This window comes from Salimicrobium halophilum (genome assembly GCF_900100295.1).
GTDB classification, from domain to species: domain Bacteria; phylum Bacillota; class Bacilli; order Bacillales; family Halobacillaceae; genus Salimicrobium; species Salimicrobium halophilum.
This window is the reverse complement of sequence record NZ_FNEV01000002.1, coordinates 266,809-289,911: the sequence shown is the minus strand read 5'-3', so window position 1 is coordinate 289,911 and position 23,103 is coordinate 266,809. Positions and strand designations below refer to the sequence as shown.

The 23,103-nt window shown below is 46.2% G+C and carries 31 protein-coding genes; 7 read left to right on the top strand and 24 right to left on the bottom strand.

All coding sequences use genetic code 11. From position 1 onward, the window contains the following. Positions 1 to 16 precede the first annotated feature (16 nt). From BLQ44_RS04965 to BLQ44_RS04930, 7 genes are all read right to left on the bottom strand, one after another. A complete protein-coding gene (locus BLQ44_RS04965; protein ID WP_407690364.1) occupies positions 17 to 1,048 on the bottom strand; it encodes a serine hydrolase domain-containing protein in 1,032 nt (343 codons plus the stop codon). 14 nt (positions 1,049 to 1,062) lie between these two features. Beyond that, entirely contained in the window at positions 1,063 to 1,530 is a 468-nt protein-coding gene (locus tag BLQ44_RS04960) for a GNAT family N-acetyltransferase (protein ID WP_281241396.1), read from the bottom strand. Positions 1,531 to 1,560: 30 nt separating this feature from the next. Then, on the bottom strand, positions 1,561 to 2,121 hold the full coding sequence (locus BLQ44_RS04955) for an NUDIX hydrolase (protein WP_245688096.1): 561 nt from the start codon (positions 2,119 to 2,121) through the stop codon (positions 1,561 to 1,563). Between the two features lie 69 nt (positions 2,122 to 2,190). Next, positions 2,191 to 3,081 carry a DUF4097 family beta strand repeat-containing protein gene (locus tag BLQ44_RS04950; protein ID WP_176757431.1) on the bottom strand — a complete coding sequence of 297 codons (891 nt, stop codon included), beginning with the start codon at positions 3,079 to 3,081 and terminating at the stop codon, positions 2,191 to 2,193. Between the two features lie 29 nt (positions 3,082 to 3,110). Further along, positions 3,111 to 3,947: a DUF2785 domain-containing protein gene (locus BLQ44_RS04945; protein ID WP_093192671.1), complete on the bottom strand. Its 837-nt coding sequence runs from the start codon at positions 3,945 to 3,947 to the stop codon at positions 3,111 to 3,113. 329 nt (positions 3,948 to 4,276) lie between these two features. Beyond that, positions 4,277 to 4,753: a hypothetical protein gene (locus tag BLQ44_RS04935; RefSeq protein WP_093192667.1), complete on the bottom strand. Its 477-nt coding sequence runs from the start codon at positions 4,751 to 4,753 to the stop codon at positions 4,277 to 4,279. A gap of 102 nt (positions 4,754 to 4,855) precedes the next feature. Next, a complete protein-coding gene (locus tag BLQ44_RS04930) occupies positions 4,856 to 5,353 on the bottom strand; it encodes a phosphoribosylanthranilate isomerase (RefSeq protein ID WP_093192665.1) in 498 nt (165 codons plus the stop codon). Positions 5,354 to 5,848: 495 nt separating this feature from the next. Between BLQ44_RS04930 and BLQ44_RS04920 the strand changes: the two genes are divergently transcribed. Continuing rightward, entirely contained in the window at positions 5,849 to 6,187 is a 339-nt protein-coding gene (locus BLQ44_RS04920) for a DUF6843 domain-containing protein (RefSeq protein WP_093192661.1), read from the top strand. Positions 6,188 to 6,560: 373 nt separating this feature from the next. Here the strand turns inward: BLQ44_RS04920 and BLQ44_RS04910 are convergent, their stop codons facing one another. The 5 genes from BLQ44_RS04910 to BLQ44_RS04890 form a co-directional block, all read right to left on the bottom strand. Continuing rightward, on the bottom strand, positions 6,561 to 6,743 hold the full coding sequence (locus BLQ44_RS04910; RefSeq protein ID WP_093192657.1) for a PspC domain-containing protein: 183 nt from the start codon (positions 6,741 to 6,743) through the stop codon (positions 6,561 to 6,563). Positions 6,744 to 6,784: 41 nt separating this feature from the next. Then, positions 6,785 to 7,168: a hypothetical protein gene (locus BLQ44_RS04905; RefSeq protein ID WP_093192655.1), complete on the bottom strand. Its 384-nt coding sequence runs from the start codon at positions 7,166 to 7,168 to the stop codon at positions 6,785 to 6,787. A 67-nt stretch (positions 7,169 to 7,235) separates the two neighbouring features. Next, positions 7,236 to 8,141 carry an aminoglycoside phosphotransferase family protein gene (locus tag BLQ44_RS04900; RefSeq protein WP_093192653.1) on the bottom strand — a complete coding sequence of 302 codons (906 nt, stop codon included), beginning with the start codon at positions 8,139 to 8,141 and terminating at the stop codon, positions 7,236 to 7,238. 116 nt (positions 8,142 to 8,257) lie between these two features. After that, positions 8,258 to 9,424: an aminotransferase gene (locus BLQ44_RS04895; RefSeq protein ID WP_093192651.1), complete on the bottom strand. Its 1,167-nt coding sequence runs from the start codon at positions 9,422 to 9,424 to the stop codon at positions 8,258 to 8,260. Then, complete coding sequence (locus BLQ44_RS04890) at positions 9,421 to 9,918, bottom strand: Lrp/AsnC family transcriptional regulator (RefSeq protein WP_093192923.1); 498 nt, start codon at positions 9,916 to 9,918, stop codon at positions 9,421 to 9,423. Before BLQ44_RS04890 ends, BLQ44_RS04895 begins: the two co-directional genes overlap by 4 nt. Before the next feature lie 243 nt (positions 9,919 to 10,161). Between BLQ44_RS04890 and BLQ44_RS04885 the strand changes: the two genes are divergently transcribed. Beyond that, positions 10,162 to 10,410 (top strand): hypothetical protein, encoded by a 249-nt coding sequence (locus BLQ44_RS04885; RefSeq protein ID WP_093192649.1) that lies wholly within the window; start codon positions 10,162 to 10,164, stop codon positions 10,408 to 10,410. Positions 10,411 to 10,450: 40 nt separating this feature from the next. Here BLQ44_RS04885 and BLQ44_RS04880 read toward each other — a convergent pair whose 3' ends face one another. The 10 genes from BLQ44_RS04880 to BLQ44_RS04835 all read right to left on the bottom strand — a co-directional run bounded on the left by BLQ44_RS04880 (position 10,451) and on the right by BLQ44_RS04835 (position 17,714). Further along, positions 10,451 to 11,959, bottom strand: a complete 1,509-nt coding sequence (locus BLQ44_RS04880; protein WP_093192647.1) for an acyl-CoA dehydrogenase family protein — start codon at positions 11,957 to 11,959, stop codon at positions 10,451 to 10,453. Beyond that, entirely contained in the window at positions 11,956 to 13,449 is a 1,494-nt protein-coding gene (locus tag BLQ44_RS04875) for a class I adenylate-forming enzyme family protein (RefSeq protein WP_093192645.1), read from the bottom strand. The genes BLQ44_RS04880 and BLQ44_RS04875 overlap by 4 nt, the downstream gene beginning before the upstream one ends. Next, entirely contained in the window at positions 13,449 to 13,820 is a 372-nt protein-coding gene (locus BLQ44_RS04870; protein WP_093192643.1) for a MerR family transcriptional regulator, read from the bottom strand. Before BLQ44_RS04870 ends, BLQ44_RS04875 begins: the two co-directional genes overlap by 1 nt. 469 nt (positions 13,821 to 14,289) lie before the next feature. Continuing rightward, a complete protein-coding gene (locus BLQ44_RS04865; RefSeq protein ID WP_093192641.1) occupies positions 14,290 to 14,832 on the bottom strand; it encodes a maltose acetyltransferase domain-containing protein in 543 nt (180 codons plus the stop codon). Positions 14,833 to 14,844: 12 nt separating this feature from the next. After that, positions 14,845 to 15,036, bottom strand: coding sequence for a hypothetical protein (locus BLQ44_RS04860; RefSeq protein WP_093192639.1), 192 nt, complete (start codon positions 15,034 to 15,036; stop codon positions 14,845 to 14,847). 10 nt (positions 15,037 to 15,046) lie between these two features. Continuing rightward, the gene (locus BLQ44_RS04855) at positions 15,047 to 15,406 is read right to left on the bottom strand and encodes a DUF4181 domain-containing protein (protein ID WP_093192637.1); all 360 of its coding nucleotides are present in this window, start codon (positions 15,404 to 15,406) and stop codon (positions 15,047 to 15,049) included. After that, complete coding sequence (locus BLQ44_RS04850; protein WP_093192635.1) at positions 15,407 to 16,645, bottom strand: hemolysin family protein; 1,239 nt, start codon at positions 16,643 to 16,645, stop codon at positions 15,407 to 15,409. Positions 16,646 to 16,786: 141 nt separating this feature from the next. Then, positions 16,787 to 17,146 (bottom strand): fluoride efflux transporter FluC, encoded by a 360-nt coding sequence (locus BLQ44_RS04845; RefSeq protein ID WP_093192633.1) that lies wholly within the window; start codon positions 17,144 to 17,146, stop codon positions 16,787 to 16,789. Next, on the bottom strand, positions 17,143 to 17,511 hold the full coding sequence (gene crcB, locus BLQ44_RS04840) for a fluoride efflux transporter CrcB (RefSeq protein ID WP_093192631.1): 369 nt from the start codon (positions 17,509 to 17,511) through the stop codon (positions 17,143 to 17,145). Before crcB ends, BLQ44_RS04845 begins: the two co-directional genes overlap by 4 nt. Next, the gene (locus BLQ44_RS04835) at positions 17,508 to 17,714 is read right to left on the bottom strand and encodes a hypothetical protein (protein ID WP_093192630.1); all 207 of its coding nucleotides are present in this window, start codon (positions 17,712 to 17,714) and stop codon (positions 17,508 to 17,510) included. The genes crcB and BLQ44_RS04835 overlap by 4 nt, the downstream gene beginning before the upstream one ends. A gap of 150 nt (positions 17,715 to 17,864) precedes the next feature. Here BLQ44_RS04835 and rlmN point away from each other — a divergent pair, with 150 nt between their 5' ends. After that, on the top strand, positions 17,865 to 18,956 hold the full coding sequence (rlmN, locus tag BLQ44_RS04830; RefSeq protein WP_093192628.1) for a 23S rRNA (adenine(2503)-C(2))-methyltransferase RlmN: 1,092 nt from the start codon (positions 17,865 to 17,867) through the stop codon (positions 18,954 to 18,956). 306 nt (positions 18,957 to 19,262) lie between these two features. On the opposite strand, the gene BLQ44_RS04825 is transcribed toward rlmN, so the two are convergent. Beyond that, positions 19,263 to 19,448, bottom strand: coding sequence for a hypothetical protein (locus BLQ44_RS04825; RefSeq protein WP_093192627.1), 186 nt, complete (start codon positions 19,446 to 19,448; stop codon positions 19,263 to 19,265). A 157-nt stretch (positions 19,449 to 19,605) separates the two neighbouring features. Here BLQ44_RS04825 and BLQ44_RS16495 point away from each other — a divergent pair, with 157 nt between their 5' ends. Then, positions 19,606 to 19,743 carry a hypothetical protein gene (locus tag BLQ44_RS16495; protein WP_176757430.1) on the top strand — a complete coding sequence of 46 codons (138 nt, stop codon included), beginning with the start codon at positions 19,606 to 19,608 and terminating at the stop codon, positions 19,741 to 19,743. Between the two features lie 38 nt (positions 19,744 to 19,781). On the opposite strand, the gene BLQ44_RS04820 is transcribed toward BLQ44_RS16495, so the two are convergent. Beyond that, positions 19,782 to 20,921, bottom strand: coding sequence for a glycoside hydrolase family 113 (locus BLQ44_RS04820; RefSeq protein WP_093192625.1), 1,140 nt, complete (start codon positions 20,919 to 20,921; stop codon positions 19,782 to 19,784). Positions 20,922 to 21,081: 160 nt separating this feature from the next. Here BLQ44_RS04820 and BLQ44_RS04815 point away from each other — a divergent pair, with 160 nt between their 5' ends. From BLQ44_RS04815 to BLQ44_RS04805, 3 genes are all read left to right on the top strand, one after another. Beyond that, complete coding sequence (locus BLQ44_RS04815) at positions 21,082 to 21,975, top strand: LysR family transcriptional regulator (RefSeq protein WP_093192623.1); 894 nt, start codon at positions 21,082 to 21,084, stop codon at positions 21,973 to 21,975. Between the two features lie 180 nt (positions 21,976 to 22,155). Next, positions 22,156 to 22,689, top strand: a complete 534-nt coding sequence (locus tag BLQ44_RS04810) for an acyl-CoA thioesterase (protein ID WP_093192621.1) — start codon at positions 22,156 to 22,158, stop codon at positions 22,687 to 22,689. Then, positions 22,689 to 23,063, top strand: a complete 375-nt coding sequence (locus tag BLQ44_RS04805; protein ID WP_093192619.1) for a hypothetical protein — start codon at positions 22,689 to 22,691, stop codon at positions 23,061 to 23,063. The genes BLQ44_RS04810 and BLQ44_RS04805 overlap by 1 nt, the downstream gene beginning before the upstream one ends. The last annotated feature ends 40 nt before the right edge of the window (positions 23,064 to 23,103 follow it).

Below are 23,103 nucleotides of genomic sequence, written 5' to 3'. Positions count from 1 at the left end.
TGGAAATAAAGGTTCATTATGTATTCAGCACGGTCCCTTCTATTACCTTAGTAATCTCGAAAGGTCCTGATTCGACGTTGGACGGTATAACCATTTTCATCCTAATGTCAGGGTAGACCGAAGTTCTGAAGCTGACGCCTGGGTCATAGCCCATGAGATGATATTTGTATATATGGTTCTCTCTCTGATTCATCCAGATACCATACCCATAGTGGACCTCCCCATTCACTTGGACCCGAGGAAGGAGCAATTGCTTTGTCATATCTTCGCTCAAAAGTTCGAAGTTGAACAGCGCTTCCCATAATTTCATTATGTCGTAAGCGGTTGTATAAGCGCCTCCGTCTGATCCACCTTTTTTAGGAATCGAAAAAATATTTGTCCTCCACGTTTGTTCTTCCTCGTTGTCGATGTATCCGATCGCCGTATTCTCAGGAAGTCTATCCATGACAAAGTAACCTGAGTCCGACATGCCGCATTTTTGAAAAACTTCTGCTTCTATGTATTCTGTAAAAGTCCTGCCAGTCTGCTGTTCCAGAATAAGTCCAAGGATGATATAGCCTGCGTTATTATAATGGAACCTCTGCCCCGGGTTGAACTTCATCTGTTCCTTCTGAAAAAGAGGCAGAAAATCCTTGAGGGTTTCTATTTGATATACGGGATAATCCCTCCACAAGTCCTCATAATCATCCATTTCTTCTTCATCAAAATAATCCGGGATCCCTGAGGTATGCGTCAGCAACTGATGAATGGTGATGTCTTCATCAAAATGAGGAAAGTTTATATCGAGCGCATCCGCTAAATGGGTCTCAAAGGTGATCAATCCTTCTTCGACTAGTTGGCAGATCCCGATAGCAGTGAATAATTTGGAACCGGAAGCTATTCCGAAGCGTGTCGTTGGATGATTGAGTCTTTTTTCAGCTCGGTCTGCATAACCGAACGCCAGCTCAGCCAGTACTTCATCATCCTGCTTTACATACACAGCACCTGAGAAGTTGTTATGATTGCTCTCATCACTGATGAGCTGATTTATATCCAGAAAATTTTTCAAATCCATTCCCCTTTTTAAAAATGACGATTGTCAGAAATCGAATACAGGGACTGATCGGCACCGAAGCGCTCGTAATTATCAATCACTTCCATACCCAATCTTTCCAGTAGTAGACACGACGGGCGATTAGCTGTCTGAGTTTCAGCTACCACTCTTTCCAGGTTCAAATCTTCAAAAGCAAATGTAACTACTCGTGCTACGGTTTCTTTCGCATACCCCTTTTTCCACCACTTAGGCAGAAATTGATAGGAGACTTCGGTGTCTTTTCCAGAATGATGGGTAGCCAACGAAATCATTCCAATGAACTCATTCGTTCCGGCTTTCCTTACCGTCCAATGCCAGGATTGTTCTGCATCAACATCATCTGCAAATTCATCCAAAGTGAATGTTCGTCTTGGACCTCCAAGAAACCTCCTTACATTTTCATCGGTGTAGAGATTCTTGACCTCTTCAAAATCTGATTGGGACACACCCTTGAGCAGACATCTTTTCGTTTCGATGATAAAGCCCCCTTACTTATTTAACAACCTGGCCTTCGCCATAAAATACGCATGCGCTGTAAACAGTTGCGTTTTCACTTTGTTTTCTGTGATGAGTGTTCCGAAGCTATCAAAGTCAAACAACCTCGCAGTAATATCTTCCGTATCGTCAAGATCCTGGTCATGTGCTTTGTAAGCTTGCTCAATCAGATAAGTCTTCACCTTGTTGGTCTGGGTCGCCGGATTGATCATGAACTCACCCAGATATGTTGGTTCCACGGACGACACATACCCGGTTTCCTCTTTCACTTCTCTCAGTATCCCTTCTTCATCTGTTTCTCCGTTCTCTTTTTTTCCCGCGGGAATCTCCAGGAAAAAATCTTCTCCTGCATGACGGTATTGTTCTACTAAAACCATTTGTTGTTCTTTTGTTATGACAATCGCATTGACCCAATCTGGATATTCGTTCACACAATAATCATCGATGATCAAGCCATCTGGGAGTTCACATCGGTCCTTTCTGATATGGACGAAATCACTCTTATGTAAGTATTCTGAATGTAAAGTCTTCCACTTCTCCATACTCGTCGGCATTTCACCCCCCCACCTTTTCCTTATAATGGGAATAGATGTTTCATATTTCTTTGCAAGCTCGCAGGCGACTTACTCTTTCTCCAAATGAAAGTCTCCGGATTGAGTACGTACGTTCAATTGACGAACATCATTTTCTCCTGTTTTCCCTAGGAAGCTGTGCTCCGTTTTCGTTTCATAAACCATACCTTCTGCATCTACGACAGCTTCCCCCGAGTTACTGGAAAATTCGACGGCCAGTGATTCCGGGGACGAACTATGTAGAAACGAGACATCCCCGCTATTCGTTTGGATATTCGTATTCCTTGCAACCTGACTCCGCTTCACTTCGAGGTCTCCGGATGTTGTACGATAATCAAACGTTTCGCCTTGAGGAGATTGATCAGAAATAGACCCGCTCGTCGTTTGATAGCTCGCGTTTTGAATAGTGTTGGATGAACCGTACACGTCCCCACTGGTGGTTTCCAACGAGAGACGATCCTCGATTGTGCTTTCCTTCAATTCGATCGATCCCGAAGTCGAGTTTATGTGGGCTTCTCCTGCTTGCACTTTCGAAATCGTCATATCACCCGAGGTTGTTTCCAAAGCGAAATGATCGAACATTCTTTCTGGAATGGCTATTCGAAGGTTTGCATCATCACCTGCAAAGAAAGGAAAAAAGGAAAACTGGTTTCGTGGTATCTGCTCGATTTTCAATGTTTCCCCTTCCCGATCCACGCGATAATAAGGCTCGTCATTTCCTCTCGTTGTTCCCTCAAAAGTGACGGCAATTTGATCGGAATCACTGCTTTGCACCTCGACGTCCATGGACGTTGCTTCCACCTCTATGTCCTGAATAGCTTCTTCTGGAAATTCTTCGACGGCGCGCACCTCTTCTCCAGCAAAATCCACCATCCCTAGAGAAACTGCCCCAGCAACGCCAAGCACAAAAACAACGATGAGTACTCTCATAAATTTCTTCATTCGATTTCTCCTTCGATTCATTTTCACTACTATAACTGGGAAAAAGTTGGGTTATACTTGTACTCCAATTCTTCACCCATCTCACGGTATTCGGTTGTTTCCCCATTGATCAAAAGACGAGTAGTGATACATCTTGTGAAATGTTTGAAATTAATCTTCGTATGCATAGGTTCTTCTGCGATCGAAACCTCCGTCAACCAAGTTCTAAGAGTCGGCAATGTCACATGATTCTGGTCGAGCATCGCCAACATGGGGATGGCCATGCGTTCATCTTCTTCACAGCTATAAACGAACGGGGCGTGTAGCAGAAGATTTTTTAACCCTTCCCATAAAGAACGACACACTTCTATATCGACATATCTACTTTTCACACATTCATCAATGGCGTCAGAGATGTGCGCGGGAGCATGAGCCCAGCCTTTTTCCGGGACAAATCCCCGGAAGTCCCTTTCCTTTTCACAATAGTCTACAATACGATGAACTACCTCATCGTATTCAGCTTTTGAAAGGTACTCGTCTTGATTATCGCGATGCAACAGAAGTGTCACCAGTAAAGCAGAAAAAGAGCGGAGAAACACGCTATCCTCGTTTTCTCTACCTATGTCATGTAACAGCATGTTGTCCGAAATGGCATATTGCAGAAGGCGTTTCAGTTCATGGCCGTTCAAGTAATTTTTATGTACCAATAGTTTTAATAAAGTCTCGTAACCAAGTTCATCTCGCAGTTCTGCATCCGTAGAACCCAAGACTCCTACGATTTCTAAGATGGTTTCATATTCTGTAGCGCTTTTAAGCGGATCCCTGGTATCGTTCAATATCTCGTGGATTTTCGTTTTCATCTCAGCATCACTTTTCATCTTTTCCATTTTGGCCTCCTGCAGGTATCGTAGTAATATACTTTCACTATTTTCATAATAGCTACCTTTTTTCGAAAATTGACTTTCACACTCTCTTCCTAGATTTCATCAACAAATGATACACAATCAAGCTGACTAATAAAGCCGGGAAAATATAAATCACAACCATTGAGCCGAACAAAAAAACTATGATTATAGGAAACAAGAAAGTGGTTACATAACCTAGATACTTCTTATGGTTAAAGGCAAAGACACTAAGCCAAACACCGATTACGTATAGAGAGAGAAAAACTAAAACCACCCAAACTATCCCCATTCTAACCCCTTCCTTCCGGTTCTTATTCCGCTTCCCTGAAAGCTTCTTCCTTCCCGATGAAACCGAGCAGTGTAGAATGTTCTTCTCCTTCTTCTGATTCACATTGGCTGAGGTAAATCATCGGACCACGCTTACTCATGTACTGGCAAGTGAATGTCCCCGCCTGGGAATATCCCTCATAATTATTTTCAAACGTGATTTCTGTTCCATCCGTTTCAAACGTGTTTTTGTAATGGCTGCCACCTGTGTCGAAGATCGATACGTCTACGCTGTACTCCTCTTCGTTCTCCACTTTTTCAAGCAGTGTGGTCATTTCTCCGATATTTTCAATCTCAAGTGCTCCCTGGGCAATCTGGTCAAAATTCTGGGTTTCGTGCTCCACAATCACATCACCGTTGTCCCGGGCATCTTCGACCGTGTACTCTTTCTCCGATTCCGCTTCTGCGCAGGCGGAAAGAACCGCAGTCGCGATGACTAGAAAATAAACGAGTTTCTTCATTCGATCTCCCCTTCCAATCTTTTTTCTCCTGATAATGATCAAATTTTCTAACAACTAGTATACCAGAAATATACAGGGCTGAAAGGACGCTATTCCAAATGATTACTGATTCATACGTTTCAAGAAATCGATTTTTCTTAAGTCTTTATTGTTGTTGTTATCAGCACGATAACTGTCTTCTGCAGAAGCTTCATAAACCTTTAAGTACTGTGCCTGATTCAGCAAATAATAGTTCACCTCTCCCTCTTGAAGCATTTCCAAATCTTCTAAGAGGACTCCCGCGAAACCCGGTAAAGTGTCAATGATTCCAAATTCCACGGATAACCCTTGTTTCTTGAACTCATGCTCGTGTAAATCAATCAGAGTATATTCCATCGCGTTCATCATGCTAACTATGTCGTTCCAGTTATGTATGTTCGATTCGGGCGGTATTTCCCATCCTCTTTCATCTCCTGGTACATGAATGTCCAGATCTTGAGCATTCCAACTCTTGCCCGTAACAACTTCTAAGCCAACTGACCCCATCAACAATGGGACGATGCCAATTTCATTCAACTCTCTTGTGATATGTAAGAATACATTAAATTTTGGATTATTCATTTTCCCCTCCTGTTGTGGGTATAAATTCTTTCAAATTGATAATCAGAAGCCTCTTCGCTATTAAATCTATCGCTTATAATGAACCCCTGGGAATGATTACTGAGTTGTTGTGCTTTTCATTGTAATATATTTATAATTATGTGAAAATTTAATAAAGTAATCAAGTAACTATTTTAGCAGGGAGAAGTGTAAATGGTTATTGAAAACTTACCTTCCAAATTAAACTCACTTAGAAACTTTACAACGATAGGGACAGTAGTTGCTTACTACTATTTCAATACAATTTCGCCTCACCTCACCATTTATATAATTCTCGCCATCGGAATACCTTCAACTGTTGTTAATCTGATTATCTATTATAAATTAAAGAATGAGATTCAAATTAAAATAGAGACTGTCTTCTTAGTTATTCTAATTGGCGTAGGTATATATTTAGCCTTCTTGTTGTTCACCTACTAAATTAAGTGGTAACTACCTCCATAGTTTCTAAAAAGGGTGATCCGTATCAAACAGAATTTCTTCATCGTCGGCGCTTTCCTGGCTGTTTTCACTATCGCTTTCCTCATTTACAGAGAAAATTTCAATGCTGCGGATGAAGTGTATCTGATACCTGAAGGATACGAAGGATGTGTAAGAGTTATCTATGATTTAGAAGAGCACCCCGCACTCCCCATGGAGAATCATACGATCACCCATAAAATTCCAGAAGGTGGAGATTTGAAAACGTCATCTCCCAGTGATTTTGGGTGGGCTTATGAAGACCGTTCCGGATTGAGAAATGTCGACTATTACTATGTTGATGATAACGGAGAAAGATCTAAAATAAACAGATAAGACATGATTCATGGAGTTGGACTTACCGGACAGGAAAAACCAATGCCAGATGGTTTTATAGTGAACCTTACTTTTACGAATTTTTACGTAGGGGCAAACAAGCCACTGACCGAAGACTGTTCTCTATCGACTCAAGAGATTCAGGATGTGCTAAATAAATGATGATACTTGAAGAAGGGTGTGTACTGCCAATGGGATCAGTAGTAATGAAGGTTATTGGATTGGCATGTTTGATTTATTTTCTTTTCATATTGTTTTCTGACGCCGATATAGAAGGTTGGATCACGGCATTTGTCGGACTACTATCATGGTCCTTGTATTTAATGGCCAGGTATATGGACAAAAAGCAGAGTACAAATCAATAAGGTAATTCCTATAAAGAACGAGGACTGTCAGGCATCGTATTGGCAAGAATGATATAGATAAATAAATTACCTGGCAGGAAGATGAACAGGAGCCTAATTCCAAAAGAGGAGATGCCAAAGAATTCCGAAATCCCTCCACAAACTCCGTGTATAGATTTATCAGTTGAAGATTTTCTCAGTTTATTTTGCAATGTAGCCCTACTTTTTTATATCTCAGAAAAGCTTATAATATTTATTGGTTTTGAGATAATACAATCCGTTCCCTATGCCCTTCCCATTCAATCGTTGCACTGACCTCTTCATCTTCCATTACAACAGAACATCCGCTACAAGAACCTGGAGAGAGTCTTTTCACCCCTTCTTCGCTCAAGGGAGTGCTACCCGCATTCTTACCGGTACGAGTCTCAATAAGATAATCGATCCGTTCAGGTATAGCGTCATCGCCGATATACTGTATAGACGCGCTTTCAGACTGGCTATCTTGACTTGTAATATCTACTTGATATTCGACTTTCCAATTGTCACTCTCGCCTTCGTAGTAAAAAGTTTTCTGATTAGAACAACTGGCCATCAACAGAGGTAGTAGGAACAGGACTATCCAAAGGTTTCTTTTCATACATACCAACCTCCCCTTCGCATGCATTTTACGCACCATTCCTCTAATTCAGAAGCACCTCATTCTATTATCCTTTTTCTGTGTACCACTTAGGAACAATACGATTGAAATCCTCATGATCACGAAGAACCTCCAGGGAACGCTCGTAAAGCAACTCATACTGTTCCGGACTTCTTTTCTCCCCCCACACAAGTGCGGAAACGATATGCACCGCACTATAAAAAATGAACAGTTCCCAAAAGGAATCACTGATCTCCTTTCCCTCGTGATAGCCATCCAAGATTCCGTTCGTGAACGGAACGCTGACCTGCTTCGAGAAAAAGCCCAGTTTCTGCAGATCATGGATCGGGTCTCCCCAGTCCATTCGTTGAAAGTCGATGAGTCCGGAGAACCGCTTATTCTCAATCACAATGTTCGAAGGATGGAAATCATCGTGTTGGAACCTGTTCGGTCTGTTTTCCATCAGACATTCTCTCTCTTTGATATAGTTCTCCAACATCGCCTTGAGACCTTGATCTACATCGATCTTTTCTAATTCTTTGAAGTATTTGCTGATTTTTCGCTGCTTCACTTCAAACCATGTTGGATAGTCAGAAGGAGCGGGTAACGTATGTAACTTCTTCAATTCTCTCCCTGCTTCAAACCCGGTGGAATATTGTTCCTCGTCCATTAAATGGTTCAATGCAACTTCCCCGTCCGTACCCGGGAGGTAGGATAGAATCATATATGACTTGTCACTCTCCTTTAAGGTATCGAACGCTATCGCTTCAGGTACATAATTGGAATACGTAGACAGCTGATGAATCGTTTCAAATTCTTTTCTTCTGGAGTGCTTAGTGTCACTGGAGAAAATACGTAAAAGGTATTGCTCGTCGATGACATATTTTTCGTCATAGGAGAATCCTTTCGTAAGCGTTTGGATATTGTCCGCTTTTTGAACAATTGGGATTTCTTCTATCGATGAGTGTTGCACAGAATCTCTCCTCACGTTTATACTGATCACCTTATCGCTTACAAGTCACTTAAAAAAAGCAGTTCAACCAGGGATCCTTATCGTATCTCTGGTTGAACTGCATCATATTAAAGGTATTATACTCTTTTCTCAACAAAACGCTTCATCCGTCTCATCGCTTCATCGAGCTGTTTCAAAGAAGTTGCATAAGAACAACGGACGAATCCTTCTCCGCTTTCGCCGAACACATCACCAGGAACGACAGCGACCTGTTCTTCCTGAAGCAGTTCTTCAGCGAATTCGGCGGAGCTCAGCCCTGTTTCGCGAATGGACGGGAAGGCATAGAAAGCGCCACCTGGATTCGGACATTCAAGCCCCATCTCATTAAAACTGCTGACGATGAAGTTCCGGCGCTGTTTGTAGCTCTTCATCATATGATCGACGCTCGGTTTTCCGTTCTTCATCGCTTCAAGGGCCGCATGCTGAGCGATCGTTGGTGCGCACATCATCGTGTACTGGTGGATTTTCACCATCGTTTCGATGATTTCCTGAGGTCCTGTCGCATAGCCGAGACGCCAGCCGGTCATCGCGAATGCTTTCGAGAACCCGCTGATCAGCACGGTCCTCTCTTTCATTCCTTTGATCGCCGGGAAGCTTGTATGCACATCTTCGTACGTCAGTTCCGCGTAAATCTCATCCGAAAGCACAAGCAGGTCATGCTTTTCCACGACGTTTGCCAGGTCCTCGAGTTCTTTTCTGGATAAAGCGGCACCTGTCGGATTATTCGGGTTACAGAGGATGATCGCTTTCGTCCTCGGCGTCACCGCTTCCTCGATCAGTTGAGGAGTGAGTTTGAAATCATCTTCAGGTCTCGTCTGAATCGTAACCGGTGTCCCACCTGCGAGGCTTACGGTCGGCACATATGCAACGAATCCAGGTTCGACGACGAGCACTTCTTCGCCCGGGTTCACGGTAGCCCGGAGCGCGAGGTCAATCGCCTGGCTGGCACCTACGGTTACGACGACTTCTTTTTCCGCGTCGTAGTTCACGCCGAAGCTTCCTAGGAGGTAGTTGCTGATCTCTTCACGTAAATCAATCATTCCCGCATTCTCCGTGTAGGAGGTGTATCCCTGCTCTAAGGCGTGGAAGCTGTGTTCGATGAAACTCCAGGGTGTGACGAAATCCGGTTCCCCTACGCCAAGAGAGATGACGTCCTCCATCTGCGCCGCCAGATCGAAGAAACGACGGATGCCGGATGGCTGAAGGCTGTCGGCCTGTTTCGATACGAAGGATGTCTTCTTCATGGGGACACCACCATTCGCTTGTCGTTGTCATCGTCGTCCTCGAGAATGATACCGTCATGCTTGTATCGTTTAAGAATAAAGTGCGTCGTCGTCGACAGTACTGAATCGAGCGCAGAGAGTTTCTCCGAAATGAAGCGACCAATCTCCATCATCGTTTTACCTTCCACTGATACAGATAAGTCATAGGCCCCGGACATGAGATAGACAGCTTTCACCTCAGGGAAACGGTAGATACGCTCTGCGACTTTATCGAATCCGACGCCTCTCGCCGGCTGGACTTTCACATCGACCATCGCTGTCACTTCTTCCTGTTGAATCACTTTCGCCCAGTCAATCAGTGTTGAATAACCGAGAATCGCTTTCTTCTCTTCGAGTCCACGAAGGAGCTGGCGGACTTCGTCTTCCGTTATATTCATCAATTTCGCAATTTTTGAAGGTTCCATATTCGCATTCTTTTCAATCAGTTGTAGGATTTCCACTTCTTGTTCCTGCATGCTTTCACCTGCTTTTTTAAAATTCCTGTTGTAGAAAAGGTTTGATTTTTCCATTATAACGTATTTCTTTCGTTTGAAAATGATTTCGTGGGTTCTTTTTCTTAAAATTCAGCTTTCTCACGGAAAACGAGACTATTCACCTATGTTCTGTCTTTACACCCTTCTAGTAAGGAAATGAGCAGGCTTTACTACATCCTTTGTTTTCCTTTACACTTAGGAAAATTTGAGACTTGGAGGAATTCGATGGAGCGATTGCCGAGATGGCTTAATATAGTGGACTGGATTATTGTCTTAGCAGGACTGATTTATATCATGTTCACTCTAACGACAGAGCGGCCCCTATCCTACGCTGTTCTGTTCTCTTTTATTATATATACGACAGTGACGAGAGGAATCTGGTTACAAAAGAATGGAAAGAAAATCTCCGGTATCCTGAGTTATATCTTAAGTTCCTTTTTCTTCGTTACGCTCATTTACATATTTATAAAGTAAAGAAGGCAGAGGCTGGCCCTCTGCCTTAACTATCATTCATTTATAGTTTCTCGTAAATAACATCTTCGTACAGACACGCCATGTCTTTCATAAGCGACTTCGCTTCGAGTTCCTGCTCCACCTGTTCCCGATTAGCGAAGTAAATAAGACGCTCTTCCATGCGATCAATTTCCTGCTGTTTACTGCCTTCCGCTTTCTCTCTCAGTAAATCTATAAAAATCGTATGCGCTCCGTACTTATTCACAAGACGAAGCAGTTCCAGTGCGAGAATATTAGCCGTGCCTTCCCAAACAGTAAGCACCTGCGCATCACGAAGGAGCCGCGGTGTGACGAAATCCTCGATGTAGCCGTTGCCCCCGTGCATCTCAATCGCTTCATGGGCAAAAGCTATGGACTGCTCGGCGGACTCTTTTTTCATGATAGCGATCAGGAGACGGTTCAGCACCTCATCCTCAGGTGTCGCTTCGCCTTCGGTCACTTTCTCATACAGCTGGATCATATCGAAAATCGCTGCCGTTTCTTTCTCCAACTTCACCCGCAGTTTCCGCAGTGTCTGCTGGATCATCGGAAAATCGACGAGCCTGCGACCGAACGCATTCCGTCCTTCCGCATAGTGGAGAGCTTCCGTGTAACTACGCCGCATGATTCCGAGCGAAGCCACCGCATTACAGATCCGCGATAGATTGAGAGCTTCCATCATGTAGTAGAAACCGCGGTCCGCTTCACCGACGAGATACGCTTTCGCTCCTGTGAATTCCACTTCCGCCGATGGAACGGCACGTACGCCTAATTTATCCTTCAATCGACGAATCCTTAAATTATTTCCCTCCCACGGTACGAGGAAGAGAGATAATCCACGGGAGCCCTCCGGAGCACCTTCCGTGCGGGCAAGCACCATCGCCACGCCGCACATCCCGGCATTGGAGGCGAAATATTTTTCCCCGTACAGATGATAGTGATCCCCGTCTTGAACAGCTTCCACCACGTTCGCACCAACATCCGAACCACCCTGACGCTCCGTCAGGAAAGTCGCTCCTTCGTAGAGTTCCGTGTCTCCGGTAGCAAGCACATGAGGCAAGTATGCTTCTTTCAAATCTTCATCAGCATAATGGTCGAGCAGGTACGCCGTCGCCATCGTCAGCGTCACCGGACAGTAGAATCCAGGTTCCGCCTGGGATAGAACATATCCTTGCGCGAAGCTGTACGTGTACGTCCCTTTTTTCCCGAGTTCCGGAATGTCTTTGTGCACGTAGCCGACGATACCGGTGTCATACGTTTCCTTCACCGTCTGTTTGTATCCTTCGTTCACCCAGACCTTCGACACTTCTTCCCCGAATTTATCATAGCGCTCGAGTCTCGGCTGACCCTCGCGATCGGTATGCTTCGCCCGTTCATCAATCGGACCGGCGACCCTGCGGCCGAACGTTTTCAGCTCCTGATCCGCATAATGGAACAACTCAGGCGTCATATACTGCTGCAGCAGCTTCTGTAAAAATTCGTCCTCTTCATAAAAATTGTGCTGACGGATTTTTTCCTGCAATACCTTCATGCATGAGCCCCCTTGAGCGACTGTTTCAGAATTTTGCCGGACGCGTTCCGAGGAAGTTCTTCCACCTGTTCGTAGATTCGCGGTACTTTATAAGACGCAACACGATTCTCGAGGGTATTACGGATTTCCGTGTCATCTGCGTCGCCGGCATACACGGCTTTCACCGTCTCGCCCCATTCCGGGTGAGGTACACCGATCACCGCCACTTCCCGGACTCCTTCGATTTCAAGCATCACATTCTCGATTTCTTTCGGATAAATGTTCACACCACCCGAGATGATCATATCTTTTTTCCGGTCGATCACCCAGAAATAGCCGTCTTCATCCTGCATGGCGAGATCCCCCGTGCGAAGCCATTCTCCGGCAAACACAGCTTCTGTCTCGTGCGACTTACGGAAATACTCCCGCATGTTGCCTTCGCCTCGGAGGGCAATCTCCCCGACATCTCCCGGCGCCACTTTATCTCCGACGTCATCAATCAGACGGATTTCTGTCCCCCAGGCTGCGCGGCGTCCGATACTTCCCGCTTTCTCCTTATGCTCTTCATCGAAAAGCAGCGTCCCGCTCGGACCAGCTTCCGTCAGACCATAGACGCACGTTAGTTGTCCGGTCGGGAAAGCCTGTTTAATCCCTCGTACCTCGTTCTCCGATAAAGGAGCGCCTCCATACACCCACCATTTCATCGAGGACAAATCGCGTCCTGCCGGATTCGCCATCTGCATCGTCGTGAGGTACGCGACCGGTGCTCCGAAGAAATGTGTCGTCCTTTCCTCTTCGATCATATCGAGGAACAGATCCGGCGTGAACGTAGGCGTGAGGACAAGCGTCGAACCTGTCATCAGCCCGGACATGAAAAAGAGATGCAGCGGTGCCGAGTGACTGAGCGGCATGCTGAGAAGAATCCGGCTCTCCGGCTTCACTTCCATTTCGATATTGATCATCGTCGCCACGTTCAGAATGCTCCGGTACGTGAACAAGACGCCTTTCGGTTTTCCGGTCGTCCCGGACGTATACAGAATTGTCGAGAGATCGTCTTCCCGGAGATAGCATTCAATCGGGGTGTCTTTCTGGGCTTCAAGCATCTGCCAAAAAGAACTCCACTCACCCGTGGCATCACCGGTCTTGATTTTCTCCACGGGACTCTCGAGAGTTTTCACCGTATCAAATAGCATGTCATGCGCAATGAGGGCTTTCGCACCGCTGTCTTCTAAAATATAGTGCAGTTCTTCCTGGGTCAGCTTGACGTTGATGGGAACGACGATTGCTCCGATCCGCTGAACAGCGAGATAAGCGATCGCGAACTCCGGTGTGTTCGGAAGGAATAGTGCCACCTTGTCTTCGGCATGAATCTCTTTCCCTCTGATAGCGCTTCCAAATTTGTTCACGAGTCGATCGAGTTCCGCATAGGGAATCCTCTTTCCCTGACAGACGATCGCTTCGTGGTGAGGGTACTTACGGGCATTACGAGCAAGAAGTGCAGATGTGTTCATCATTGTTCCTCCTTCAATTTTTGTTTGAACCCGGTCAACAGATGTTCCATCTCCTCTTTCAGTGCCTGAAATTCCTGAATCGACGCTTCGATTTCCTGAACTCTGGCTTCGCCGTATTCGATGGTCCGTTCCAGCTGTTTCTTTCCCGTCCGGTCTTCGTCAAAGAGCAGAACCATTTCGCGAATCTCTTCGAGCGAAAAGCCATACTTTTTCCCGCGGAAAATCAGTTTCAATCTCGTCTCGTCCTGTTTGGAGTACATTCGCTGGTTGCCGGAGGAGCGCACAGGCGTAAGTAATCCGATTTCTTCATAGTAACGGAGCGTTCTCGTCGATACTCCGAACGTTTCAGCCGTTTCCTGGATCGTTTTCACCTTGCTCCCCTCCTCATATGTTCATTTTACCATTGACGTTAACGTTAATTACAATATAATTTATGAAATTTTCTGATTATTTTAGGTTTGGTGGACGCTCAGGGTGGGATTTTCTTCGTGAGTGTCCACCAAAAATAGTTGCGGACCGCACAGCATTGATCACCCATTCTGAGTGTACCGCAAATTCCTTTGCCACCCACTCAAAACAGAAAACACCCTCTGAACGTCCACTAAGCCCAAAAAAAGACAGAGGGCTCGTCCCTCTGTCCATGCGTTCAGTTTGTTGGTCGCTCACGGTGAGATTCACAGCATGTGTTTCCAGCAAATATAATAGCGAACCGTTCATCACCGACCATCGCCCCTGAGTGTACCGCAAACGCCTTTGCCACCCACTCAAGCCAGAATTCACCTCGCGAACGTCCACCAAGCCCAAAAAAAGACAGAGGGCTCGTCCCTCTGTCCATGCAACTCATATCTCTTTGATCACGCGCGCAGGATTCCCGCCGACCACCGTATCCGCAGGAACATCTTTCGTCACAACCGCCCCAGCAGCAACAACGGCGCGGTCTCCGATCCTTACGCCCGGATTGATGACCGCACTCCCACCGAGCCAGACATCATCGCCGATCGTCACCGGTTTTCCGTATTCCTTACCGGCAGAGCGCTCCTTGGCATCAAGCGGGTGCGTTGCCGTGTAAATATGAACCCCTGGAGCCACCTGACAGCGGTCTCCGAAGCGGATCTCGCAAACGTCGAGAAATACACAGTCGAAATTCATGAAAAAGTCTTCGCCGACGTGGATATTTTCCCCGTAATCACAGCGGAAACTCGGTTCTATGTATAGCGAATCTCCGGACCCGAACAGATCCTTCACGAGTTCCGTGCGCTTCTTCCCATCGACTTCCATATTGATCCGGTGCGTCTTCTCGCGCGCCAGCTTGCGTAACCGCATCAACTCCGAGTCTGAGGGATCATACATCTCGCCTGCGAGCATTTTTTCTTTTTCCGTCATACCTTCATCCTCCTACAGCCAACTTCCGATCAACTGGAACAGAACGATGATGACCGCGAGAATCGGACCGACGATCAGTACGCCCAGCAACAGCGATTTCACCATGTCCATCACGGCCTGAAAAGGAGTGACCTCATCCTTCTGTTCTTCCAGTAGCCGGTTCGTTTTCTTCAACTCTTCGAGAATCTCGTCTTCTTTATCCATACATAACTCCTTAAATCGTCCCCATCAGGGAAAATAGTGTCATCAGCAATAGCGATACGACAGCAAGTCCATCATAATAGTAGCCACGATCTTCCGAATTCCGTTTCTTCGCTTCCAGCGCCTGAGAGAGAAAATACCCGGTCAGAAGCAGCGGTACGACGAAAAAGGTACGATTCACTCCTCTTGTCACAAATAGGAACGAAAACGCGGCGAGAAGAAGAAGGATCTCCACAGCGACGAATCGTTTGTCCCGCCCGGCCCAGGAAAGACCGGAGCGGTCCGGTTCTATACCCCACTTCCGCTTCAGCACGAATTCACTGACCGTTATGTGAAATATCACGACAAATACGACGCCGAGCACGGCGATCACTTATTCGTCCTCCTCGGGGAGTTTCTTGATATGCACACGGCGGATCATCCGTCCTTCGATTTCAAGTACCTGGAACTCAAGGCCTTCCCGTTCAATGATCTCTCCGTGCTCCGGAAAATCGTTGCACTCCCGTAAGATATAACCCGCAAGCACGTCTTCTTCTTCCGGAATATCTGTATCAAAAATGCTGTTCAGGCGGCTGAGCGTTATTTTTCCGTCACAGATGATTTCATCGTCCGATAAGCTTTCGACGAGCGGGTCACTTCCATCATCCCATTCATCTTCAATCTCGAGACCAATCATCGCTTCAATCGCATCTTCGTGCGTCAGAATCCCTTCTGTCCCGCCATATTCATCAAGGACGATAGCCAAATGCTTCTTGCTCATCGTCATTTTTTTGAAGGCCGATTCCATGGACTGGAACTCATATACTAAGAGCGGTTCCGCGTCGTAGTAAGCGGAGAACGGTTCTTCCGGATGTTCATACCACGATAACAGGAACTTGGAGTGGAAGACGGCGACGATATTGTCGATATCTTCATCATAGACCGGATAACGCGTGTACGGGTTGTTCACCACTTCATCCCGTACCTCTTCGAAGGTAGAGTCCTTATCGAGAGCGATCAGATCGACCCGGGGAGTCTTCATAACATCTTTGACATTCAGATTATAGAAATCCAGGACCCCTTTGATCCGGTACGACTCCTCTTCATGGAACTGCCCTTCAGAATCAGCCACATCCACCATCGTACGCAGGTCTTCCTTGGACACCTGTACGTTAGCCGGCTGTCCCCTGGATAGAAATTTGTTCAGGTTATCCGTAAACCAGTTCAGAATGGCCGTAAGCGGTTTGAAAACGATGACGAAAAACCAGATCACCGGATACACAATCATTGCCACGCGATCGGGAAAAGTCGCCGCTACTGATTTCGGAATCACTTCCGCAAAGAGAATGATGACAATCGTCAAAATGGCTGAAGCTATCCCGACACTAAAGCCGTACTCGATTGCCAGCGTCGTAACAAGCGTAGGTAAAAGAATATTCGCTATGTTGTTTCCTATTAATATGGTCGTAATGAATTCACTCGGTTTGGAAACGAGACGGAGCAGTTTGTCCGCCCTCTTGTTCCCTTTCTCGACTTGTGACTGCAGGCGCATCTTATTCGTCGCCGTCAAAGCCGTTTCACTGCCCGAGAAGAACAGCGAAACAAAGATGAGTGCGATAATCGCTATGATCAAAACAGCTTCCTCCTTCAAAATTTCACCCAAAAACTAATAATCGGTCCGTGCCTTGTATGTAAGTCGCACATGGTCGAACGCTTTCACTTTCCTTCCACTATACCCCAAATCACCAGCAGTGAAAAGAAAAGCGCCAGCCATTCAACTCAGAAATCTTCCCAGCAGAAGTCCGGCGAACGCAAGGGTCAGCCCTCCTGCATAGCTCGCTCCCTGATAAAGCACGTATCTTCTTCTCTCTTTTCCTCTCAAGAGGTTCAAGCTTTCCACCTGAAACGTCGAGAATGTCGTAAGCGCCCCCATCAGCCCGGTCCCAGCAAGCAGCATCCATTGTTCCGGAATAGCGGCGCCTACAAGAATGCCGAGAAGCATGCTTCCGGTCAGGTTTACAGTAAGTGTCCCCCACGGAAGCGTCTCCTTATTCCACTTCTTGCTGAAATAAAAACGAAGGAATGCACCGATTGCGCCACCACATCCAACGAGAAAGATCGAAAAGATTGTCATCCATCCTCCCTCCTTTCCCCGATCCTGAATCCGAGAACGGCAGCGGCAAGACCGCCGATGATCGTAACGCTTATGTACAAAAAGGCGGAAGTGAGAGCTCCTTTATCAACCAAATCCACCGTTTCCACACTCAGCGTGGAGAATGTCGTGAAGGAACCTAGGAGCCCAGTACCAATCGCCTTCTTTGCGTTATCCGGTAATTTCAAAGAACGGAACGTAAACCAGGAAAGCAGAAACGTTCCTATAATATTTACACTCAGCGTTGCAAAAGGAAAGACCGCTTCCTGACGGAAAAAAAGCTCTCCCGTCATATAACGGAGAGCCGCGCCGACGAATCCGGCGATCGCTATGTATAAATAAATCATTCGCCTGCTCCCTCGACCGGAGTTTCGTGGGTCAGCCTCGACGTCCGCCCGATGACCGGGATCAGAATAACCTGAGACAAGACAAGAAACACTAGCCACATGCTATGATCGACGGCAGCCAAAGCAATAGCGATTCCACCCAATAAGAAACTTCCCAGAAACCCGAGCACGGAAGGTTTGTCGTGAAGCACTCTCTGATTCATCGTTCCCCCTCCTTCTTTTTTCATGATACCACAAATGACACAGGATTCAGTCAATTTTTCCTCTGCCTTTCACGAAACATAAGGCTTGTAACTACCTCCTGTATCCCTTAATATAGGAATAGTGAATTTTTGAGAATGAGGAGCGTATATATGAAACCATCCATTTACGGACTAACGTTCGAGCAGCTGTCGGATTGGCTTGTGGACCATGGCGAGAAAAAGTTCCGCTCCAAGCAAGTATGGGACTGGCTCTATCAGAAGCGCGTAACGGATTTTGACGACATGAAAAACGTGAACCAATCCTGTATAGATGTGCTTAAGGAGAACTTCACCATTGAAACGTTGTCCGAAGAGATCAAACAGGAATCCGAAGACGGTACCATCAAGTACCTCTTCAAACTGCATGATGGGAACGTCATCGAAACCGTACTCATGCGGTTCAATTACGGTTTGTCCGTCTGTGTGACGACGCAGGTCGGCTGTAACATCGGCTGTTCCTTCTGCGCCAGCGGTGTTCTTCGTAAACATCGCGACCTTTCCGGCGGAGAAATCGTCGAACAGATCATGAAGGTTCAACAGCACCTGGACGAAAAAGAGAAAGACGAGCGCGTCAGCCATATCGTCGTCATGGGTATCGGCGAGCCGTTCGACAACTACGATAACCTGATCGACTTCCTGAAAGTCGTCAACGACAAAAAAGGCCTATCCATCGGTGCCCGTCATATCACGGTTTCTACAAGTGGTATCGCGCCGAAGATGTACGAATTCGCAGATGAAGGCATCCAGATCAACCTGGCCCTTTCCATCCACGCACCAACAAACGAACTTCGTACGCAGATCATGAAGATCAACCGCGCGTACCCGCTTGAGAAGCTGATGCCGGCCATCGACTACTATCTCGAGAAGACGAACCGGCGGATCACGTTCGAATATATTCTGCTGAAAGACGTGAACGATCACGTCAAAGAAGCGCACCAGCTCGCGGACTTGTTGATGGATAAGAAACACTTATCCTACGTCAACCTGATTCCGTACAACCCGGTCGCGGATAACCCTTATGAGCGTAGTGAAAAAGAAGCTATTCTGAAATTCTACGAGACGCTCATGGATCGCGGCATCAAGTGTGGTGTACGTACCGAGCATGGTACAGACATCGACGCTGCCTGCGGACAGCTGAGAAGTAAGCAGATCGAAAAAGAGAAAGCACGTAAGAAAGCGAAGCAAGAGAAAGCTGGCGTGTGATTGATATGAACCGCCTTCCCTATTTCGGGGAGGCGGTTTTTCTATTGTTCGGTTTTTGCTGACGTTCAGAGATTTTCTGTCAGCGCGAACGTCCTGCAAATCGATTTGCGGTCCATTCGGCGGTAGCTTTTCTTGCTGAGTGTACTCTTCTTTGTTTTGCTGGACACTCAGAAGTAATTTTTACCGCTGAACATACCTAACTTAATTTTACGGTACATTTATCATCAAAAATTCCTTACGAACGTACAGATTCCCGGCACAAAAAAATAAACCGGCAAACAGTACCACTGCATGCCGGCCTTCTATTCAGAAATATTTTGTATATTCGGGATTCTCTACTTTACTGACAGCTCCGTGATCGCGGTAAAACTCCTCGACGGATTCTTCATCATCATAACGGCTGTAGGAATCATTCTTATTCTTCTTGTCAAAAACAGCAGAAAGCGCAACCAATACCATAAGCACCGACACACCGGTAAGCAGCCATGCCATGATCCACACCTCCCTCTAAAGAGAGTATTCCCGATTTATACAGGTATAACCTTCTTTCGTCATTTGTCACAGAACGTTCAACCTTATCAAGAAAAGGAATAATACTCGCTGTTTCCATCAAACTAAAGAATAACCTTTGACAAAAGGAGGATGACGAATGAGTTCTCAAAAGAAAACTTCCGCTGAAGCATCTAATAAGACAAATCCCGAAAAAGTGAAGCAGGAGATCCAGGAAGATCTGCAACGTGGCCAGGGCGACATTACAGCCCGCGAAGCAGGTGGCAGAAGAGAATAACAATTACAAGAGGTCTTCTTGGAAAGGCCTCTCTGCTTTTATTTTTCCTCCACGAACAGCTGCCTCAGCACATCTTCTGCCGGCCCATTAAGCGGAGAATAATCAAGACTATCATTTCCCGTATCCTCATCGAGCGTTACGCTCCACCAGTAGATGCCTTCACTGATTGGTTTCAATGCGGTAAAGGTCGCTTCATAATAATCGGCTTGCGCATGACGATCGACGGTTCCCCCAGGGATTTTCCACGCATATGGCCGACGGTAAGCGCCGTCTATCGGAATCATGCCAGCTTCTGTTATGAGGACAGACGGGTGAGTCGCTTGGGCAGACAAATCTTCGGTCCATTTGCTCCATGCCTGGGTCAGCATGTCGACACTTGCCCCGTCCGGTGCGTCTAAAGGGTAATATGCATCAATGCCGACGTGATCGAGCTGCTGAACAAATTCAATTGAAGAAATATTTTTCACTGTATTCCAGTTGAACGAGTAAAGCAGGTCTCCCTTATAACGAACTCTCAAGTCTTCAATCAGGGTCAGCCACTCTTCGCTATATCGGTTTTCTATAGAATTGAACTCCGTACCGATATTGAAATACTCCACGTTGTGCTTTTCAGCAAGATCCGCATACATCAGGAGAAGCTCGAAATAGCTGTCAAACCAGGCTCCGGGATCTGTGGGCTGAATCTCCCCTCTCCAATGACCGGTTTTCAATAATGACTGTTCGTCCATCGTCGGCCTGAGCATTACTTTCAGATCCTGGATCTGTGCCGCTTGAATCAAACGTTCGAGGTCAGGCAGCTCCGGGGTAATCACCGGATCCGTTCTCACCTCATTCGCCTGCCAATGTTCCTGGTAAAAAGGGAAAGTGATCGTCACGCTGTTAAACCCAAGTTCCCGGAAGCGCTCAAAATAACCTTCCGCTTCTGCCAAATCGGGATCCCCGTAGACTAGCAGGTTCATTCCTGCTTGGAACTCCTCCACTTCATATTTGCGAGACACCGGTTCGATCATGGGTTCTTTCACTGGAAGCTTATCCTCCGAACTGATGATAGGCGCATTCCGACTTTCTGCCTTCCCTGTTGTCTCAACGTTCGAGGATAGATAGCTAGAACCGACGGATATCGCCACTATAATGAACATACCAATCGCAAAAGCTATGATCCCCTTTGCAAGCTTCACCCGAACCTCTCCTTTACGAATTACAATTATTTACTCTTAGTATAGCAGAAAAAAGCATTCATCTTATTAATATATTCTTATATTCTTTTAATCCATTCCTCTTCCATTTTACCTGTGATACAATTCAACCTGATTATTCGTTATAGAAACAGGTGAACCTATGGATATCCGACATCTTACATACTTTATAGAAGTCTCCCGTTTTGAAAGCTTCACTCGTGCGGCGGACTACCTCTATGTCACGCAGCCGACCATCAGTAAAATGATCAAAAATCTCGAAGAAGAACTGGGCGTCGAATTATTCGATCGTTCCCGAAAAAAATTAGTGCTGACTGATGCAGGACGGGCGATTTACGCCAAAGCGGAAACCATCGTCAAAGCATCCGAGAATCTGAAGACCGAACTCGATGACCTGATCGGTCTGCAGCGCGGACACATACGTATCGGTCTTCCTCCTATTCTGGATGCTGAACGCGTCATCCGAATCCTTGGAGAGTTCCATGACCTCCACCCCCACATTACGTTCGAGCTGATTGAGAACGGGACGAAGAGGATTGAAGAAGACATTTTGAAGGAGAATCTCGACGTCGGCATCGCAGTGCTCCCTACCGAGGAAGAAGAATTTCATACGTTTTCTTTCATCCAGGAGGAATTGGGAGTGGTCGTACCCCTCTCTCACCCTCTCGCCAATCGGAAGCGGATCGATCTGCAAGAACTCGAACACGAGAATTTCATTACCTTCAACAAGGATTTCGCTCTATATGAACGCATCCATGACGCCTGTAGACAGGCCGGTTTCCAGCCGAAAACGGTCTCCGAAAGCTCTCAATGGGATTTCATCGGAAAAATGATCACTTCCGGTCTCGGTATCTCCATCCTCCCTTACAGTGTCGCCGCTCTCCTGAAAGAAGAAGTCCGGGTCATCAAAGTAAGGAACCCGGTTCTAGACTGGAACGTCGCTCTCATTTGGAGGAAGAACCACTACTTATCGTACGCTACAAAAGAATGGCTTCGGTTCACGCAGGAGCGTCTGATCGAAAACACTTCCGATTAAGGGAGTGTTTTTATTTGTTCACCTTCCTATTTTCATTCTTTAATTGCATGGTTGTAAGCATTTACATAGACTCTGTCTATGTCACGAATGGCAACTATCCATTTCACTTTTCCCGTCAGACAAGCGTACACTTGAGTTATCGAAGAAAGGATAACAATTTCGGGAAAGAAGGAATGAATCATGACGGAAACCAAATATCCACGGGAAAGCCTGATTGTAAATACGGATCAGGTGATGATCAACGACTTGAATAATTATAATACCCTGTTCGGCGGTGTGCTTATGAAGAAGCTGGACAATAATGCAACCCTGTCTGCCCGGCGGTATGCACGTGCCAAGGAATGTGTGACTGCCTCCACGGACTCGATCGACTTTCTCCATCCCATTCATCAGACGGATTCCGTATGCGTGGAATCCTTCGTCTCCTACACTGGAAACAAATCGATGGAGATTTTCTGTAAAGTGATAGCGGAAGACATGATCACCGGCGAGCGGCGAATGGCAGCTACGGCATTCCTGACCTTCGTCGCTCTGGATGAAAATAAAAAACCAATCTCCGTTCCTCAGCTTGTACCTGAGACAGAAGAAGAGAAGTTTCTTTACGAATCCGGAAAAGAACGCGCAGAGCGTCGCCGCACAAGGAAGCAGCACAGCAAAGAATTGACGGAAATCATCGGTCTCGAGAAACCATGGGAAAAAGGAGTGGAAGTGTAATGACATACATGGTAGCTGGATTGAATCAGTTGTATGATGTGAAAGAGGATTTGGAGACGTTGAAGCAGAATTACCCCGAGTTATCGGAGCAGTTGGTTCATGTCGTGAGTCTAACAAGACAGCTTCAACTCAAGTACGGATACATGGGTTCTTTATTGATGGACGACGACCTCCCAGCATATGAACCCAAGTTCCTTCGCGGATCTGTCCTTCATCTGTATCAACAGGAAGTGCAAAAGCTGAAAGATCATCCGGATATCGACCAGTTGACCCAGGTGATGCAGAAGCACAAAGATATCAATGATTCCAAGATATTCCTCCTTACTCTTGGAGCCAAGCCCGAGCTTCTTCAGGGGTCTCAGATCATGAGCTGATAAAGAAGGCGACCAACTCCTATCCTAAGGAACTGGTCGC